This window comes from Pseudomonas sp. PSPC2-3 (genome assembly GCF_049898265.1).
GTDB classification, from domain to species: domain Bacteria; phylum Pseudomonadota; class Gammaproteobacteria; order Pseudomonadales; family Pseudomonadaceae; genus Aquipseudomonas; species Aquipseudomonas veronii.
In genome coordinates this window covers 606,243-623,544 of the sequence record NZ_JAFCXJ010000002.1, presented here as the reverse complement: position 1 = coordinate 623,544, position 17,302 = coordinate 606,243, and the positions used below count along the sequence as shown (strand labels likewise).

General features: G+C 63.4%; 14 protein-coding genes. 5 read left to right on the top strand and 9 right to left on the bottom strand.

Features of this window, described 5'->3' with window-relative positions; translation table 11 throughout:
* Positions 1–10: 10 nt before the first annotated feature.
* Positions 11–874 (bottom strand): MBL fold metallo-hydrolase, encoded by an 864-nt coding sequence (locus ACP7E3_RS06735; protein ID WP_046382806.1) that lies wholly within the window; start codon positions 872–874, stop codon positions 11–13.
* A gap of 319 nt (positions 875–1,193) precedes the next feature.
* Between ACP7E3_RS06735 and ACP7E3_RS06730 the strand changes: the two genes are divergently transcribed.
* The 3 genes from ACP7E3_RS06730 to ACP7E3_RS06720 all read left to right on the top strand — a co-directional run bounded on the left by ACP7E3_RS06730 (position 1,194) and on the right by ACP7E3_RS06720 (position 5,668).
* The gene (locus tag ACP7E3_RS06730) at positions 1,194–2,369 is read left to right on the top strand and encodes a porin (RefSeq protein ID WP_017847495.1); all 1,176 of its coding nucleotides are present in this window, start codon (positions 1,194–1,196) and stop codon (positions 2,367–2,369) included.
* A 247-nt stretch (positions 2,370–2,616) separates the two neighbouring features.
* Positions 2,617–3,774, top strand: coding sequence for a nitric oxide-sensing protein NosP (gene nosP, locus ACP7E3_RS06725; RefSeq protein WP_046382808.1), 1,158 nt, complete (start codon positions 2,617–2,619; stop codon positions 3,772–3,774).
* Positions 3,704–5,668, top strand: a complete 1,965-nt coding sequence (locus tag ACP7E3_RS06720; RefSeq protein WP_079444258.1) for a PAS domain-containing hybrid sensor histidine kinase/response regulator — start codon at positions 3,704–3,706, stop codon at positions 5,666–5,668. The genes nosP and ACP7E3_RS06720 overlap by 71 nt, the downstream gene beginning before the upstream one ends.
* A gap of 228 nt (positions 5,669–5,896) precedes the next feature.
* On the opposite strand, the gene ACP7E3_RS06715 is transcribed toward ACP7E3_RS06720, so the two are convergent.
* The 6 genes from ACP7E3_RS06715 to ACP7E3_RS06690 all read right to left on the bottom strand — a co-directional run bounded on the left by ACP7E3_RS06715 (position 5,897) and on the right by ACP7E3_RS06690 (position 10,938).
* Positions 5,897–6,562 (bottom strand): response regulator transcription factor, encoded by a 666-nt coding sequence (locus tag ACP7E3_RS06715; protein ID WP_017847492.1) that lies wholly within the window; start codon positions 6,560–6,562, stop codon positions 5,897–5,899.
* 24 nt (positions 6,563–6,586) lie between these two features.
* A complete protein-coding gene (locus ACP7E3_RS06710) occupies positions 6,587–7,126 on the bottom strand; it encodes a PQQ-dependent catabolism-associated CXXCW motif protein (RefSeq protein WP_046382809.1) in 540 nt (179 codons plus the stop codon).
* Positions 7,127–7,234: 108 nt separating this feature from the next.
* Positions 7,235–8,026, bottom strand: coding sequence for an ABC transporter permease (locus ACP7E3_RS06705; protein WP_046382810.1), 792 nt, complete (start codon positions 8,024–8,026; stop codon positions 7,235–7,237).
* Positions 8,023–8,763, bottom strand: a complete 741-nt coding sequence (locus tag ACP7E3_RS06700; RefSeq protein ID WP_017847489.1) for an ABC transporter ATP-binding protein — start codon at positions 8,761–8,763, stop codon at positions 8,023–8,025. Before ACP7E3_RS06700 ends, ACP7E3_RS06705 begins: the two co-directional genes overlap by 4 nt.
* Entirely contained in the window at positions 8,760–9,719 is a 960-nt protein-coding gene (locus ACP7E3_RS06695) for a YVTN family beta-propeller repeat protein (protein WP_017847488.1), read from the bottom strand. The genes ACP7E3_RS06700 and ACP7E3_RS06695 overlap by 4 nt, the downstream gene beginning before the upstream one ends.
* Before the next feature lie 34 nt (positions 9,720–9,753).
* Entirely contained in the window at positions 9,754–10,938 is a 1,185-nt protein-coding gene (locus tag ACP7E3_RS06690) for an ABC transporter substrate-binding protein (protein WP_426122632.1), read from the bottom strand.
* Between the two features lie 278 nt (positions 10,939–11,216).
* Here ACP7E3_RS06690 and ACP7E3_RS06685 point away from each other — a divergent pair, with 278 nt between their 5' ends.
* Positions 11,217–12,479: a HAMP domain-containing sensor histidine kinase gene (locus ACP7E3_RS06685; RefSeq protein WP_177033265.1), complete on the top strand. Its 1,263-nt coding sequence runs from the start codon at positions 11,217–11,219 to the stop codon at positions 12,477–12,479.
* The gene (locus ACP7E3_RS06680; RefSeq protein WP_017847484.1) at positions 12,476–13,102 is read left to right on the top strand and encodes a response regulator transcription factor; all 627 of its coding nucleotides are present in this window, start codon (positions 12,476–12,478) and stop codon (positions 13,100–13,102) included. Before ACP7E3_RS06685 ends, ACP7E3_RS06680 begins: the two co-directional genes overlap by 4 nt.
* A 1,321-nt stretch (positions 13,103–14,423) precedes the next feature.
* Here the strand turns inward: ACP7E3_RS06680 and ACP7E3_RS06675 are convergent.
* Together ACP7E3_RS06675 and exaA are read right to left on the bottom strand one after the other, a co-directional pair.
* Entirely contained in the window at positions 14,424–15,071 is a 648-nt protein-coding gene (locus ACP7E3_RS06675) for a pentapeptide repeat-containing protein (RefSeq protein ID WP_057004486.1), read from the bottom strand.
* A 78-nt stretch (positions 15,072–15,149) separates the two neighbouring features.
* A complete protein-coding gene (gene exaA / locus ACP7E3_RS06670) occupies positions 15,150–17,057 on the bottom strand; it encodes a quinoprotein ethanol dehydrogenase (protein WP_079444253.1) in 1,908 nt (635 codons plus the stop codon).
* Between the last annotated feature and the right edge of the window lie 245 nt (positions 17,058–17,302).

Sequence of the window (17,302 nt, the reverse complement as noted above, 5' to 3'; positions counted from 1 at the left end):
TTGAGCGCGTTCAGAGCTGATTGAGCGGGATCTTCAGGTACACCACCCCATTCTCTTCGGGCGGCGGCAGATTCCCCGCCCGCACATTCACCTGGATCGCCGGCAGCAGCAGTGTCGGCATCCCCAGCCCGGCATCGCGCTGGGTCCGCATCTGCACAAACGCCGCTTCATCCACCCCGTCATGCACATGGATATTGCCCGCGCGCTGCTCGGCCACGGTGGTCTGGCACCGGGCCTCACGGCCTTGTGGCGGGTAGTCGTGGCATACGTACAGTCGCGTCTGCGGCGGGAAGGCCAGGAGCTTGCGCATCGACGCATACAGCTGGTGTGCATCGCCACCGGGGAAGTCGCAGCGGGCGGTGCCGACGTCGGGCATGAACAGGGTGTCGCCGACCAGGATCAGTTGATCGTCGATCAGGTAGGCCATGTCCGCCGGGGTGTGGCCGGGCACGTGCAAGGCCTGGGCCTTCAAGTTGCCGATAGGGAAGATTTCATCCGGGGCGAACAGGTGGTCGAACTGCGAACCGTCGACGCGAAATTCCGGCTCCAGGTTGAACAGGTGCTTGAACACGTGCTGCACCTTGCTGATGGCCTGGCCAATGGCGATCTTGCCGCCCAACGTCCGGCGCAGGTAAGGCGCGGCGGACAGATGGTCGGCATGGGCGTGGGTTTCCAGCAGCCATTGCACCTGCAAGCGATGTTCGCGCACGTAGGCGATCACCTTGTCGGCCTGGCGTGTGTCGGTGCGCCCGGAGGCCGGGTCGTAATTGAGCACCGAGTCGACGATGGCGCAGGGGCCATCGTCGGCCTCATGCACCACATAGGTGTAGGTCGACGATGCCTCGTCCAGAAAAGCCTGAATCAACGCGGGCATGGGCGGCGGTCCTTGGTGGCGGGCTGCGGGTTACATTCGCGATGTGTCCCACATGGACTTGGCAGATTAAGGGAAAAAAACGCTGCGAGGCAAAGTGTCGACCTGTAACAGGACATGACGCGGTCTTTCGGCATGTTGTTCAGGGTCGGTCTTACACCCTAAGTGCCGCGTCTGTGAACGGGCCGGTCTTACACCGAATTTGCCGAGCCCCCGCTGCCCGTCCAAAGCACCCTGAAATTGGCGCCAAGGCAGCGTAGGCCGTGGCCTGGCAGCTTTCGATAATCGCCTCCGACATCATGTCCCCGTTGCGGAGCGCACCATGCATAACAATAAGAAACTCCCCCTGCGTCTGTTGCCTGTGTTTCTCGTCGGCCTGGGCCTGAGCCCGTTCGCCAGCGCTGAAATCATGCTGTACGACAAAGACGAAACCACCTTCTCCACCGATGGCTACATCAACGCCTTCTACGTCAACAGCAACGTAGACCGCGCCGGTGACCAATACGACCGCCGCCAGGCCCGGGTGAAGATGGGCTTTTTGCCCAACTACCTGGGCTTCAACATGACCAAGCAGGCCGACGACCTCAAGCTCGGCGCCCGTGCCTCGTTCTGGGTGACCATCAACGACAGCCAGACCAACGGCACCGACACTGCCATCGATGTGCGCCAGTTCTACGGCACCGTAGCCAATCCGGAGTGGGGCGAAGTGCTGATCGGCAAGGACTTCGGCCTGTTCGCCCGCTCCAACATCCTGCTCGACGAATTGCTCGCGGGCTACGGCCAGGTCAGCGACAGCCTCGGCCTGGTCGACGGCGGCGGGGTTTCGTTCGGCAATATCGGCAGCGGCTATCCATACCCGTTCCCGACCTCGCAGATCACCTACCGCACCCCGGTGATGGACGGCCTGCGTGTTGCCGTCGGCATCCTCGACCCGGTCGATACCAACGACAGCAGCCCCCAAGGCAAGGCCTACCAGAAAAACCCGCGTACCGAGAGCGAGATCACCTACCAGTTCGACCTGGGCGGGGCGAAGATCTACAGCTGGCTCAACGGCAGCTACCAGACCTCGGACAACACCGATTCCAATGTCGACAGCGTCACCTCCAAAGGCGTGGGCTACGGCGTACAGGCGAAAATGGGCGGCCTGTCCCTGACCGGCTCGGGCTTCCAGGCCAAGGGCATCAACCCGTTCTTCACCAACAATGCCGGCGAAGCGACCCTGCGCAATGTCGACAGCAACGGCTACCTGCTGCAAGGCTCCTACAAGCTGGGCAAGAACCGCCTGGCGCTGTCGTATGGCAAGACCAAGGACGACGGCAACGGCGTGGTGGGCAGCGGCGCCGACTATGACACCCGTGGCATTGCGCTGTTTCACGACGTGAACGACAACCTGAAGCTGGTCGCTGAATACAACCAGTTCCAGATCAAGGGGCATGACACCAGCGCACAAAATGAAGACACCGACACCTTCGCCGTCGGTGCCGTGCTCACCTGGTAAGACCTGACTGCCCTGGTCTTTAAGTGGTACGCGGTCAAAATGTGGGAGGGGGCTTGCCCCCGATAGCGGTGGTTCAGTTGGCTCATTTGTAGCTGATCCACCACCATCGGGAGCAAGCTCCCTCCCACATTTGATTACCTGCATCCTGGGCGTCTCATCCCATCGCATCCCCCACCCAGTACCCAAGTAGCATAGGTTCCGCCCCCCCAGCCTTCGTACACTCATGCCTCAGAGCGGAGAGTCGACGATGCACAACCATGAAGGCGTAGTCAGTGCCATGTCTCTGGCCACCGATGCCGGGCAGGCCGCCGAAGAATTGGCCGAGCAACTGCTGCATCCGTACCTGGGCTTCGTGCTGTTTTTCTGCTCGGCTTCCTACGACCTGCAGGCGCTCGGCCAAGCCCTGCAACGTTGTTTCGGCAATGTGCGCCTCGTCGGTTGCACCAGCGCCGGCGAGATCACACCCCAAGGCTACGGGCGCAATTGCGTGACGGCGATGGGCTTTAACCACGCGCATTTTTCGATTGCCACCGAACTGATCGACCAGGTGGAACACTTCAGCCTGATCGACGCCCAGCACATGGTTGAACGTCTGGTGGGCGGCTGTCGCAGCAACACCCTGGCGCCGATCAAGGGCAACACTTTCGCCCTGACCTTGCTCGACGGGCTGTCCAGCCGTGAAGAAATGGTGCTCGCGGCCCTCAGCGCGGCGCTCGGCGATATCCCGCATTTCGGCGGCTCGGCCGGCGACGACAATTACCTCACGCACACCCACGTGTATTTCAACGGCGCGTTCCACAGCGGCGCGGCCGTGGTGGTGCTGGTCAATACCTGGCTGGACTTCGAGGTGTTCACCACCCACCACATTCTGCCGCGTGCGGAAAAACTCGTGGTGACCGGCGCCGACAGCCCGTCGCGGCGGGTATTCGAGCTCAACGCCGAGCCCGCCGCGGAGGAGTACGCGCGGCACATCGGCGTGGCCGTGGCCGACCTCGACCACCGTGTCTTCGCCGCGCACCCGCTGGCGGTACGTATCCACGACCAGTACTACGTCAGGGCGATCCAGCAGGTGCATGACGACCTGAGCCTGAGTTTCTACTGCGCCGTGGAAAACGGCATCGTCCTCACGGTGATGACACCCGGGCCGATCCTGCCGAACCTGGTAACCCTGTTCGACGGCCTGCAATCGCGCCTCGGCGAGCTGCTGCTGACCATTGGCTGCGACTGCTTCCTGCGCCGCCTGGAGCTGGAAGACAGCGGCACCCTGGAGCAGATCGGCGGCTTCCTGCGCGACCAGCGGGTGATGGGGTTCAACACCTACGGAGAACAGTTCAATGGCATGCATATCAACCAGACCTTCACCGGCGTCGCCATTGCCCGAGGGCGAGCCCCAGGATCGCAATGAACTGTTGGCCGAGTTGGCGCGGCTACGCCTGGACAACTACAAGCTGACGCGGATCAACGCGGCGCTGATCGAGCGCATCGAGTCCGGGGTGACCCAGGGCAACGACCCCTACACCACGTTCCAGCACTCGGTGGTGCTCGCCGAACAAGTGCGCGAGCGCACCGACGCGCTGAACCAGGCGATGGCCGAACTGCGCGCCAGCAACCACTTGCTGATCAACGCCCGCCTGCGCGCCGAAACCCTGCGCCGCGAGCAGGCCGCGGCGCAAAAGGCGCAGGAGAGCGAGCGCTGGATTCGCCTGATCACCGACCATGTGCCGGCGCTGATCGGCTACCTGAATGCCGACCTGGTGTATGAGTTCACCAACAAGGTCTATGAAGAATGGTACTGCTGGCCGCGGGGCATGATGCTCGGCCAGAGCCTGCGCGAAGTCCACAGCGAACAACACTGTCAGCGCCTGGATGCCTACGTCTCGCGGGCGCTGGCGGGGGAGAGCGTGACCTTCGAATTCGCCGAAACCAACATCAACAACCAGGAGCGCTACATGCTGCGCTCCTACGTGCCCAACCGCCTGGCCAGTGGCGAAGTGGTGGGGATCTTTGTGCTGATCCGCGACATCACCGAGCGCCGGCGCACCGCCGAAGCCTTGCACCAGGCCTATCAGAACCTGGAGCTGCGCGTCGCCCAGCGCACCTCGGAACTGACCTCGCTGAACGACCAGTTGCTGCGCGAAATCGACGAACGCCGCCGCGTGGAATCGCGCCTGCGCGAAGCCAAGCTCGAAGCCGAGCAGGCCAACCTGTCGAAAACCAAATTCCTCGCCGCCGTCAGCCACGACCTGTTGCAACCGCTGAACGCCGCGCGCCTGTTCACCGGCGCCTTGCTTGAACGCCGCGAACCCCAGGCCAATGAAACCCTGGTGCGCAACGTGAGCAACTCGCTGGAAGACGTGGAAAACCTGTTGGGCACCCTGGTCGATATTTCCAAGCTGGATGCCGGGGTGATCAAAGCCGATATCGCCCCGTTCGCCCTCAGCGAGCTGCTCGACAACCTCGCCGTCGAATTCACCCAACTGGCGCGCAGCGAAGGCCTGGAGTTGCACTTCGTCGGCTGCTCGGCGCTGGTGCGCAGCGATATCCAGCTGCTGGCGCGGATTCTGCGCAACCTGCTGAGCAATGCGATTCGCTACACCTACTCGGGGCGCGTGGTGCTGGGCTGCCGCCGCCAGCACCAGCGCTTGTCGATCCAGGTCTGGGACAGCGGCATGGGCATTGCCGAAGATCGCCTGGAGGAAATTTTCCAGGAGTTCAAACGCGGCGATGTGCAGCGGCGCGACCAGGATCGCGGGTTGGGCCTGGGCCTGGCCATCGTGGAAAAAATCGCCGGCATCCTCGGCCATCGCATCACCGTCAAGTCGTGGCCGGGCAAGGGCTCGATGTTCGCGGTGGACGTGCCCTTGAGCGCCACCGCGCCCAAATCGCTGCCGCAGCCGTCCATGAGCGAACCGATGCTGGAGCGCCTGCAAGGCGCGCGGGTGTGGGTGCTGGATAACGACGCAGCGATCTGCGCCGGAATGCGGACCTTGCTGGAGGGGTGGGGCTGCCGGGTGGTCACCGCGTTATCGGAACAAGACCTGGCGCGGCAGGTGGACAACTATCACGCCGAGGCCGACCTGCTGATCGCCGATTACCACCTGGACGATGAGCAGAACGGCGTCGACGCCGTGGCACGCATCAACGCCCGGCGCGCCAGCCCGATCCCGGCCATGATGATCACCGCCAATTACAGCAACGAACTGAAGCTGCAGATCCGCGAACTGGGACACACCTTAATGCACAAGCCGGTGCGGCCGATGAAGCTCAAGACCGCGATGAGCCACCTCTTAGGCAAATGACCACCGAACGCTCCTCAAACAGCGATCAAACAGCGATCCAGAGATCCAGAGAACAAATGGAGAACCAGAGATCAAATGGAGATCCAATGTGGGAGGGGGCTTGCCCCCGATAGCTGACTGTCAGTCACTGCACCTATAACTGATCCACCGCTATCGGGGGCAAGCCCCCTCCCACACAAGCCCCACACAAGCCCCTTCCCACAAGGGTTCTATGCGCTTTCCGAAAGATCAGCGACGCAGATAAGAACCAAAATCAATATCCCCCGCGCTCAAGATCGCCTGCACCCGATTATGCACATTCAACTTACGCAAAATCGCCGACACATGGGCCTTCACCGTGGTTTCAGCGATCTCCAGAGTGTAGGCAATCTGCTTGTTCGACTCGCCCTTGGTCATCCGCTCCAGCACCAGCAACTGCTTGCGGGTCAACGCCTGCAGCAATTCCGGAGCGAAGCCCGGGTTTTCGTTCAGGCGCCGGTGGGTGCCGGGTTTCTGGGTGCGGATGATGTCCGGCGGCAGGTACACATTGCCGTTGAGAATCTGCTGGATCGCCTCGGTCATTTGCTGGCGCGGCGACGACTTGGTGATAAAACCGACGGCGCCATAGGTGATGGCCTGCAGCACGATTTGCTTGTCTTGCTCGGCGGACACGATCACCACCGGGATGGTCGGCGATTCGTTGCGCAGGTTGATCAGGCCATTGAGACCGTGCATGCCGGGCATGTTCAGGTCGAGCAGGATCAGATCGAGGTCGTCGTGTTCCTGGGTCAGCGCCAGGGCGCTGTCCAGGTCGGCGGTCTCCATCACTTCGCTGCCGGGGAAACCATCGCTGATGACGTTATGAATCGCTTCGCGAAACAGTGGGTGATCATCGGCAATCAGGATTTTGTACATGGCCGTTCACCTTTCTTATTGTGGTTATTCAAATGGCTCGGGTTGCGCCACCGACACCGGCAGCTTCGCCGCTTCCCAGGCATCCAGGCCATCGCGATACCAATACACAGAGGTATAGCCCAGGTTGGCCGCACGTTTTACCGCGTTCCAACTCAGCCAGCAATCGGAGCGGCAATAGAAGACCAATGGTCGTGCCAGGTTGCCGCCGCTGTAGGTGTACAGGTGGCGCACGAAATAGCTTTGCCACTCCGGCGTGAGGTCGCCGTCGCCGGTGTTGGCCAGCCAACGGCTGCCGGGCAGGTTGGCGTGGGGCTGGTCTTCGATGAAGCGGCCTTGCAGCCACTGGCGGCGATACGTATCGATCAGCACCGGGGCTGGGGTTTGGGTCAGCAGGGCTTGCAGGGCAGGGGTGTCGATGATCGTCGCGCCCTGCACATGATCGGGCGTGGGGCTGCGATACAGGCTGATGCGATAGCCGTCGGCGGAAAATAATGCGGTATCGGCCTGTACGTTGGCGGCAAACAGGCACAGCAGCGCCAACAAGGGCAGTCGGGCAGGCAGCATGGCAGGGCGATCCTTATCGTTATGCGCCCATTACACGTGAGTCCCGAGCCCTTGGGAATGCGACGATAGACAGGAAAACCAGTACTAAAGTAGTAGTTTTTGCCGCCCTCAGCCTTTTTTGCGCAACGCCGCATGCTGGGGGTTGAAGGTCAGCACCGCCAACACCGCGAACAGTACGGTCAAGCCCAGGCACACCGCGAGGGCCAGGCCGGCGAAGCGTTCATACAGGGCAAAGCGCACCAGCTCGACGGCGTGGGTGAAGGGGTTGATTGCGCACAGCCAATACAACCACTCGCTGGAGTCGCGCATCTTCCACAACGGGTACAGCGCCGACGACATGAAAAACAGCGGGAAGATCACGAAATTCATCACCCCGGCAAAGTTCTCCAGTTGGCGGATCGCGTTTGACAACAGCAAACCCAGCGCGCTCAGCATCAAGGCCACCAGCAGCAAGGCCGGCAGGGCGATCAACAGCCCCATGACAGGCGGTTGCACGCCGTAGACCCAGGCGATCGCCAGGAACCCGTATACCTGCAACAGTGAAATCAGCGCGGTGGCGAGCAACTTGCTGCACAGCAAAAACGTGCGCGGCAGCGGGCTGGTCAGCAGCACGCGCATGCTGCCCATCTCGCGGTCGTAGACCATCGACAGCGAACCCTGCATGCCGTTGAACAGCAGGATCATGCAAGCCAGCCCCGGGATGATGTAGACCTCATAGGGAATGTAGGTGTCGTAGGGTTCGATCACCGAGATACCCAGCGCGGCGCGGAACCCGGCGGCGAACACCAGCAGCCACAACAGCGGGCGCACCAGGGCGCTGAGAAACCGCGTGCGCTGCAATACAAAGCGCAGCCACTCGCGCAGCACGATGCCGCGCAAGCATTGCCAGTAAGCGTTCATGCCGGGGCTCCCGTCGTCGTGGGGCGGGTCAGGCGCGCAAAGACGCTGCCGAGGTCGCCACCCTGTTCGAGGATCAGCGCATCGACCTGCCCGCTGGCCACCAAGCGGCCCTGGTGCAGGATCATCAACGCATCGTCGGGTTGCACTTCATCGAGCAGGTGCGTGGTCCACAGCACGCTGATGCCTTGCTCAAGGCACAGGTTGCGCACGTGCTGGTTCAGCGCCAGGCGGCTGGCGGGGTCGAGGCCGACGCTGGCTTCATCCAGCAGCAGCAAGCGCGGTTCATGCAACAACGCCCGGGCGATTTCCACGCGGCGCCGGTGCCCGCCGTTGAGCTCGCGGACTTTTTCGCGGCGCCGCTCGGTGAGGGCCTGGCGCGCCAGCTCGGCGGCGACGCGCACGTCGGTCTGGCGCCGCGACAAACCGTGCAGCGCGGCGTGATAACGCAGGTTCTGTTCGACGCTCAAGTCCAGGTCCAGGGTGCTTTGCTGGAACACCACCCCCAGTTGCGTGAGGGCTGCGCGCGGTGCATCGCGCAGGGAGTGGCCGCCGACGCGGATGTCGCCGCTTTGCAGGTCGTACAAGCGCGTGAGCAGGGCGATCAAGGTCGACTTGCCGGCGCCGTTGGGCCCCAGCAACGCGGCAAAGCGCCCCGGTGCCAGGCTGAAACTCACCTCGTGCAAAGCCTGGCGCGCGCCATAGGCGAAGCTCAGGTCGCGCACCTCCAGGGCGTTCATGGCGTGACCACCACGCCCCATGGATAACGCCCGACCTTCACCGACTTGAGCACCTTGAGGCTGTCCACATCGATCACCGACACATCGCCGCTGACGCCATTGGTGGCCAGCAACTGTTTTTCGTCCGGGGTAAATGCCATCTGCCACACGCGGCGGCCCACCAGCAGGTAGTCGAGGATCTCGAAGGTCTTGGCGTCGATCACTGCCACATGGTTGGCCGGGCCCAGGGCGACAAAGGCGTACTTGCCGTCGGAACTGAGCTTGATCCCCACCGGCTGCACCTTGTCCGGGTGGACGCCCTTGATCTTGAACGTCAGGGTTTTGAGGATCGCGCGGCTGGCCACATCGAGAATGGTCACGGTGCCGCCGATCTCCGCCGAGGCCCACAGCTGCGAGCCATCGTGGTTGAACTCGACGAAGCGCGGGCGCTGGTCCACCAGGGTGCTGTCGACCAGGGTCTGGGTGCTGGTGTCGATCCAGTGCAGCATGTTCGTGGTTTCGCTGGTGTTCACCGCCCACTTGCCGTCCGGGCTCACGGCCATGCCTTCGGGCTCTACGCCGACGTTGATCTGGCCTAGCACCTTGGAGGTCTCGGTGTCGATCACGGTGACCAGTGCATCGTCTTCGTTGGACACATACAGCCAGCGGTCATTGGGGTGCAGGGCGAACTGCTCGGGGTCTTTGCCGGAGGGCAGCTCCTTGATGATCTTGCGCGTGGCCACGTCCATCACCTGCACGCGGTCCGAGTCGCTGGCGCAGATGTACAGCAGCTTTTTGTCATGGGACAGCAGCAGGCCCCGCGGGCGCTGGCCGACCTTGAGCGTGTCGGTGACTTGCAGGGTCTGCATGTCGATCAGGCTGAGGGTGTTGTCTTTCTCGTTGGAGACCCAGGCGGTGCTGGCCACGGCGTGCCCGGCGGCAAGCAGCAGGGCGCATGAGAGCAGGGTGCGGCGCATGGCGGATTCCTTATTATTGTGAGTAGGGGAGCGATCAAGGGAAGCGGCAGGTCACCTCGGGTTTGTCGTAGCCCAGGCTGTCCATTTCGTTGAAAGGATGCAGGAAACCGTCCTGGGGTGAGGTGCTGACCAGCGCGCGGGGCTGCACGATCGGAATCGGTTGGCGCAGCTCGCCGTTCCACGCGCGATAGCTGAGCTTGCGGCCCTTGAAGCCGTCCAGCGGCAGTTGCTCGCTGATCTCCAGTTGGCGGATGGCCATGGGGTCGACCTGGCGCAGCTTGTTCACCGCACTGGCAACGCTGCGCACGGCCATCCAGGCGGCGAAGTCGCGGTCGTTCATCCAGCGCCCGGCCAGGGCCTCGAAGCGTTTTTGCAATTGCGCGGCGCCGTAGGTTTCGACGGTCTTGTGCCAGCCGGTGGGCGTCAGGCCCTGGGTGCCGGCGACGGGGCGCGGGTACCAGGTCTGGTAGGGCACGTACTCGCCGAAGTCGCCGCGCTCGTCCGCCACCAGCACCACGTCGTATTCGGCGGTCTGGGTGAACAGCGGCATGTCTGCCTGGGCGCTGCGGCGTTGGTCGTTATCGAAGCGCCAGGCTTTCTCCGCCACCAGATGCACGCCGAAGCGCTTGGCGGCGCGGCGCAGGGCGGCGGCGTAGGCCTGGTCATCCTCGGTGGGGCCGACGATCAGCAGCGCCTTCTGCCATTTGCGCACCACCAGAAATTGCGCCAGGGCATCGGCGAGCATGGCGCGGCTGGGCAGCGTGTGCAGCACGTTGCCCAGGCAGTCGGTGCTGCGCAGGCTGTCATCGGGGCTGCCGGCGTTGAACAGCAGGCTGTCGGGCAGGGCCGCGCTGAGCTGGCGCAGGCTGGCGGCGGGGGCGTTGACCACGAACAGGCGCAGGCCCTGGTCGTGCTGGGCCTGGGCGGCGGTGAGCAGGGCGTCGGGGCTGTCCACCGTGGCGCTGGTCAGGCTGTAGCGTTGGTTGAGAAAGGCGCCGGTGCTGTTGCTGTCGATGATCGCCAGTTCCGCACCGCGTTGCCCGGCGTCGGTGGGCTCGGGGATCACATTCGACAGCAGCGGCCCAGGGTCGGGCCGATAGCCCAGGTAGCCGATCTGCACCGCCAACGGCGCCTCGGCGGCCTGGCTGGCAGTGGCCACCCCGGCGGCGCAGGCAATCGCCAGCAGGTAGAGCACGGCGTAGGGGGCGAGCTGGCGCATAAGGCACTCCATGTCAGGTAGCGCCAGCATAGGAAGCCTTATGTCTGCTGCAAATATGCAGAAAGTACCGCTGAGCCAGTACCAAGGTAGTAGCCCGCGCAGGTGGCGCGGTCTTAGCATGGGTTACCCCCACCGTGTCCATCCGGGAGATGAACGATCATGCAAATCCTCAAGGCGCTGCTTTTGCCGTTCCTGCTGATCGTGAGCCTGATCGGCGTCGACAAGCTGCACGCACCACGCCCGGCGCTGAGCGTGCCCGCCAGCGTGGCGCACTAGGTATGTCGGCACTGTGGCGCATCAACCTGTGGGTGTGCGGTTTCTTCGCCTTGGTCACCTGCGCCTGCACCGCGCTGTTGCTGCATCAGGCCCTGACCGATGTGGAGCGTGAGCTGCAATCGGCCGAAGCGGTGGTGCATTACCTCAGCGCAACCGCCGAGCGCGACCCGGCCAGCCTGCAACCGCATCTCACCGCCAGCCTGCGCCATGTGCGCGTGCATTGGCTGGCCCCCGACGAGACCTTGCCGGCGCCGCTGCCGTCCGGCCTGGACGCCTGGCTCGGGCGCCTGCTGTTTGCCGAGGCGCGGCGCAGTGCCCAGGTGCTGGACCTGCCGGACGGCCGCCGCGTGTCCATCGCCGTCGACCCGCGGGATGAGATCGATGAAGTCTGGGACTCCCTGCAACAACTGTTGAGCCTGTGCGCCCTGGCCCTGGCGCTGAGCCTGCTGACCATCCGCTGGGCGGTGCGCCGTGGCATGGGCGTACTCGACGAACTGCTGCGCGCCTTGCAACAGGTGTGCGCCGGCCAGCTCAATGTGCGCCTGCGCAGCGCCGGTTCGCCGGAAGCGCGGCAACTGGCGCTGCATTTCAACCGCATGACCGCCGCCCTGGAGCAGGCGCGCACCGACAATACCCAACTGACCCAAACCCTGATGGCGGTGCAAGAGCAGGAGCGCAACCACCTGGCCCAGACCCTGCACGATGACCTCGGCCAATACCTGGCCGGTATTCGCGCCCAGGCCTGCCTGTTGCGTCTGGTCACCGACCAACCGCAATTGCTCGCGCGCACGGTGGCGCAACTGGAAGATCACTGCGATCACTTGCAGCAAGGCTTTCGCGCACTGGTCCACGACCTGTACCCGGTGGCCCTGCAGCACCTGCCGCTGGCCGAGGCGTTCGCGATGCTGGTGACGCAGTGGCAGGCCAGCCATGGCATCGATTGCCGGCTGCGGGTCAGCGCGGACCTGCCGGCGTTGTCCGGGGCGAGCAAGACGCACCTCTATCGCCTGCTGCAGGAAGCCCTGACCAATATCGTGCGGCATGCCGATGCCAGCCAGGTGCGCGTGCGCCTGCATCGTCACGGTTCGCGCCTGCGCCTGTGGGTGCGCGATAACGGCTGCGGCGCGCAAACGCCGCAGCGTCCCGGCGTCGGCCTGTATTCGATGTACGAACGCGCGCGCTGCCTGGGCGGCGAACTGACAATCCTCAGCCACCCCGGCGCCGGTTGGGCGCTGGCGTTGAACATGCCATTGGAGGCCTCATGAATATTCTGTTGGTGGACGACCATGCGGTGGTGCGCCAAGGCTATGCCAGCCTGTTGCGTGCACTGTTGCCGGCCATCGAAGTGCGCGAAGCGGCCAGCGGCGAAGAGGCCTTGAGCCGGGTCCAGGAAGCACTGCCGCATTTGGTGATCATGGACTTCGGCCTGCCCGGCATCAGCGGCCTGGAAACCACGCGCCGCCTGCGCCAGCGCCTGCCGCAACTGCGCGTGCTGTTCTTCAGCATGCACGACGAACTGCCGCTGGTGCGCCAGGCCCTGGAAGCCGGCGCCTCGGGCTACCTGACCAAAAGCTCGGCGCCCGAAGTGTTGATCGAAGCGGTGCGGCGCGTCCTCGACGGCCACGCCTATATCGAACAGTCCCTCGCCACCCAACTGGCCTACACGCCAAGCGACCAACGCTTGCAAGGCATGACCCCGCGTGAGCTGGAGATTTTCCTGATGCTGGCCAGAGGCACGCCGACCCGAGTGATTGCCGACCAGTTGAATATCAGCAGCAAGACCGTGTCCAACCACCTGACCCTGCTCAAGAGCAAATTGCAGGTCAGTTCCCATGCCGAACTGGTCCACCTGGGAATCGACCTCGGCGTGGTGCGCGTAGCGGGCTGATCCCCCCATGTACCCCTGTTACCACTGTAGGAGCGAGCTTGCTCGCGAAAACCGTCAACGATAACGCAAAAAACCTGACCCCCCGCAGCGGTCCCGGGTTTTTCGCGAGCAAGCTCGCTCCTACAAAAGTTACCGGTCAGTGCCCATGCCTAGCGCGACACCTAGACCCCACTGTAGGAGCGAGCTTGCTCGCGAAGACCGTCAACGATAACGCAAAAAACCTGACCCCCCGCAGCGGTCCCGGGTTTTTCGCGAGCAAGCTCGCTCCTACAAAAGTTACCGGTCCGTGCCCATGCCTAGCGGGGCACCTAGACCCCACTGTAGGAGCGAGCTTGCTCGCGAAAACCGTCAACGATAACGCGAAAAACCTGACCCCCCGCAGCGGTCCCGGGTTTTTCGCGAGCAAGCTCGCTCCTACAAAAGTTACCGCTCAGTGCCCATGCCTAGCGGGGCACCTAGACCCCACTGTAGGAGCGAGCTTGCTCGCGAAGACCGTCAACGATAACGCGGAAAACCTGACCCCCCGCGGCGGTCCCGGGTTTTTCGCGAGCAAGCTCGCTCCTACAAAAGTTACCGGTCAGTGCCCATGCCTAGCGCGGGCACCTAGACCCCACTGTAGGAGCGAGCTTGCTCGCGAAAACCGTCAACGATAACGCGAAAAACCAGCCCCCCCGCGGCGCTCCCGGGTTTTTCGCGAGCAAGCTCGCTCCTACAAAAGTTACCGGTCATTGCCCATGCCTAGCGCGGGCACCTAGACCCCACTGTAGGAGCGAGCTTGCTCGCGAAAACCGTCAACAATAACGCGGAAAACCTGACCCCCCGCGGCGCTCTCGGGTTTTTCGCGAGCAAGCTCGCTCCTACAAAAGTTACCGATCAGTGCCCATGCCTAGCGCGGGCACCTAGACCCCACTGTAGGAGCGAGCTTGCTCGCGAAAACCGTCAACGATAACGCGAAAAACCAGACCCCCCGCGGCGGTCCCGGGTTTTTCGCGAGCAAGCTCGCTCCTACAAAAGTTACCGGTCAGTGCCCATACCTAGCGCGGCACCTAGACCCCACTGTAGGAGCGAGCTTGCTCGCGAAAACCGTCAACGATAACGCGAAAAACCTGACCCCCCGCAGCGCTCTCGGGTTTTTCGCGAGCAAGCTCGCTCCTACAAAAGTTACCGGTCCGTGCCCATGCCTAGCGCGGGCACCTAGACCCCACTGTAGGAGCGAGCTTGCTCGCGAAGACCGTCAACGATAACGCGAAAAACCTGACCCCCCGCGGCGGTCTCGGTTTTTTCGCGAGCAAGCTCGCTCCTACATTCAAATGGCGGTGTGCTAACGATTCCAGGTGGTGGGGCAGTCCTTGCAGCCTTCCATGTTCGCATCCTGGAAATTCGCATAATGCTGCCGCGCGCCCGTGAGGACCGCGCTTTCCAGGTTGCTCTCACCGAACTTGGCCTCTTGCAAATTAGCATCGCTCAGATCCGCCCCTCGCAGGTCGGCCTTGCTCAGCCAGGTCATTTCCAGGTCGGCGGCGCGCAGGTTGGCCTTGTGCATTTTTGCCCCGGACAGCCGCGCGAATTGCAGGTAGGCCGCGCTCAGGTTGGCGTTTTCAAACTGCGCTCCCTGGGCGAACAGGCCCCAACCCTGGATCGCCATCAGCGTGGCGCCGGTGAAATCGGCCAGGCGCAGGTTGCTTTGTTGCAGGCTGGCGCGGGTCAGGTTGGCGCCCTGCAACTGGGCTTTTTCCAGGTTGGCCAGGTCGAGGTTGGCGTGGCGCAAGTCCGCATCGCGCAGGTCGGCGCCGGCCAGGTTCATTTTGCTGAGGTCCTGGTTGCTCAGGTTGGCGCCCCTGAGGTTGGCGCCGGGGCATTGGCTGTGTTCGGCGAGGGTGCAGCCGTTGATGACCAGCGGGGTGTCGTCGCCGTCGTCGGCGTGGGCCAGGGGCAGGGCGAGCAGGAGTAACAAGGGCAGATAGTTCATCTTGGAACCTCCAGACGAAGCAACCCCGTAACGTAGCAGCTGTCGAGCGCCAGCTGCTACGACGGGGCTGGGGACGGGTTATTTTTGGGCGGTCTTGTTATCCCAGCTCGGGATCTTGAACACCCAGAACGACCCACCCTGTGCCACCGGCTTGGTCAGCTCGGCCATGTCGCCGCCCCACAACGGCACCGCGCCGCCATAGCCGACGGTGACGCCGATGTACTGCTCGCCATCCTGTTCCCAGGTGATCGGCGGCGAGACGATGCCGCTGCCGGTCTGGAACTTCCACAGCTCCTTGCCGGTTTTCGCGTCGAAGGCCTTGAAGAAACCGTCGCCGGTGCCGGTGAACACCAGGTTGCCCTTGGTCGCCAGTACGCCGGCCCACAGTGGCAGGGCTTCCTTGTGCTCCCACACCACCTTGCCGGTGGTCGGGTTCATCGCCCGCAGTGTGCCGACGTGGTCGTCATACATGCGCTTGATACGGAAACCCATGCCCAGGTACGCCGAGCCCTTCTTGTAGTTGACCTCTTCGGTCCAGTATTCCTCTTTCCATTGGTTGCCCGGGATGTAGAACAGGCCGGTGTCCTGGCTGTAGGCCATGGGGTTCCAGTTCTTGCCGCCGAGGAACGGTGGCGAGACTTCCACCGGCTTGCCCTTGGTTTCACCGGGCAGCGGTTTGGCCGGACGCTGGCCCGGGTTTTCCACCGGACGACCGGTCTTCAGGTCGATATGGCTGGCCCAGGTGATGTTGTCGACGAACGGGAAGGCGTTCTGCAGCTTGCCGTTATTGCGGTCGACCACGTAGAAGAACCCGTTGCGGTCGGCGTGACCGGTGGCCTTGACCACTTTGCCGTCCTTGTCCTTGTAGTCGAACAGCACCAGTTCGTTGTTGCCGGAGAAGTCCCAGGCATCGTTCGGGGTGTGCTGGTAGAACCATTTCACTTCGCCGGTGCTCGGGTCGACACCGACCTGGCCCGAGGTGTAGAGGCTGTCGAAATCGTGCGGGTTGCCGTCCTTGGACGTGCGCGCCCAGGTGTTCCACGGGCCGGGGTTGCCGGCGCCGACGATGATGGTGTTGGTCTCGGCATCGAAACTCGCGCTCTGCCAAGGTGCGCCGCCGCCGTGGCTCCAGGCTTCGACCTTGCCGGTTTCGGTGGTCGGGTCATCCGGCCACGACGGCGCTTTGACGTCGCCGGTCGGGGTGCTGTCCTTGCCGTTCAGGCGGCCCATGTGGCCTTCGACGAACGGGCGCATCCACACTTCTTCGCCGGTGTCCGGGTCGCGCGCATACAGCTGGCCGACCACGCCGAACTCATCGCCGGAGCTGCCATGGATCAGCAGCACCTTGCCGCTGACCTTGTCTTTGATCAGCACCGGGGCGCCGGTCATGGTGTAACCGGCGGCGTGGTCGCCGAACTTCTTGTTCCACACCACTTTGCCGGTGTTCTTGTCGAGGGCGATCAGGCGCGCGTCGAGGGTGCCGAAGTAGATCTTGTCGCCGAAGATCGCCGCGCCGCGGTTGACCACGTCACAGCACGGGCGGATGTTTTCGGGCAGGCGGTGGTTGTAGGTCCACAGGCGTTTGCCGGTCTTCGCGTCGAGGGCGAACACGCGGGAGTAGGAGCCGGTGACGTAGACCACGCCGTCGCTGACGATGGCCTGGGATTCCTGGCCGCGCTGCTTCTCATCGCCGAACGAGTACGACCAGGCCGGGGTGAGCTTGAACACGTTCTTGTCGTTGACCTGGGCCAGCGGGCTCCAGCGCTGGGCGTTGGTGCCCATGCCGTATTGCAGCACGTCCTTGGTGCTCAGGTGGTCGTTGGCGATGTCTTCCCAGGTGACGTTGCGCGTCGCCTTTGCGGTGGACGGCGCGGCAGGGTCGGCGGCGGCGAAGCTGGCCGCACTCAAGGACAGGCTGCCGACCAGCAGGAAAGCCTGCACGGCAAGGCTCAGCGGCGAACGGGCGGGTAGCGATCTTATTATCATGGTTGCAGTTCCCAGTGGAGGTTTTGGCCTGCACAGGGTGGAGCGCCAGGGCGCTGCGCGGATACGGAAAAAGTCCCGCTGTTGCCGGGAAGACTTCCCGAAGCGCCGCTGTTTTAGGCGTGCCCCACAAGCCCTACTACCAAGGGAGGACAAGCCGGCCACCAAAGCAGCATACGGCCTATGCCCCAGGGTTTCTAAGATGGTTGCCATAACCTCTGCAATGAGGTTTTGCGTGCAATCCTGAG

Bases quoted from the DNA above. Each gene is read 5' to 3' on its own strand.
- ACP7E3_RS06735 (WP_046382806.1), bottom strand. From the start codon at position 874: ATGCCCGCGTTGATTCAGGCTTTTCTGGACGAGGCATCGTCGACCTAC.
- ACP7E3_RS06730 (WP_017847495.1), top strand. From the start codon at position 1,194: ATGCATAACAATAAGAAACTCCCCCTGCGTCTGTTGCCTGTGTTTCTC.
- nosP (WP_046382808.1), top strand. From the start codon at position 2,617: ATGCACAACCATGAAGGCGTAGTCAGTGCCATGTCTCTGGCCACCGAT.
- ACP7E3_RS06720 (WP_079444258.1), top strand. From the start codon at position 3,704: ATGGCATGCATATCAACCAGACCTTCACCGGCGTCGCCATTGCCCGAG.
- ACP7E3_RS06715 (WP_017847492.1), bottom strand. From the start codon at position 6,562: ATGTACAAAATCCTGATTGCCGATGATCACCCACTGTTTCGCGAAGCG.
- ACP7E3_RS06710 (WP_046382809.1), bottom strand. From the start codon at position 7,126: ATGCTGCCTGCCCGACTGCCCTTGTTGGCGCTGCTGTGCCTGTTTGCC.
- ACP7E3_RS06705 (WP_046382810.1), bottom strand. From the start codon at position 8,026: ATGAACGCTTACTGGCAATGCTTGCGCGGCATCGTGCTGCGCGAGTGG.
- ACP7E3_RS06700 (WP_017847489.1), bottom strand. From the start codon at position 8,763: ATGAACGCCCTGGAGGTGCGCGACCTGAGCTTCGCCTATGGCGCGCGC.
- ACP7E3_RS06695 (WP_017847488.1), bottom strand. From the start codon at position 9,719: ATGCGCCGCACCCTGCTCTCATGCGCCCTGCTGCTTGCCGCCGGGCAC.
- ACP7E3_RS06690 (WP_426122632.1), bottom strand. From the start codon at position 10,938: ATGCGCCAGCTCGCCCCCTACGCCGTGCTCTACCTGCTGGCGATTGCC.
- ACP7E3_RS06685 (WP_177033265.1), top strand. From the start codon at position 11,217: ATGTCGGCACTGTGGCGCATCAACCTGTGGGTGTGCGGTTTCTTCGCC.
- ACP7E3_RS06680 (WP_017847484.1), top strand. From the start codon at position 12,476: ATGAATATTCTGTTGGTGGACGACCATGCGGTGGTGCGCCAAGGCTAT.
- ACP7E3_RS06675 (WP_057004486.1), bottom strand. From the start codon at position 15,071: ATGAACTATCTGCCCTTGTTACTCCTGCTCGCCCTGCCCCTGGCCCAC.
- exaA (WP_079444253.1), bottom strand. From the start codon at position 17,057: ATGATAATAAGATCGCTACCCGCCCGTTCGCCGCTGAGCCTTGCCGTG.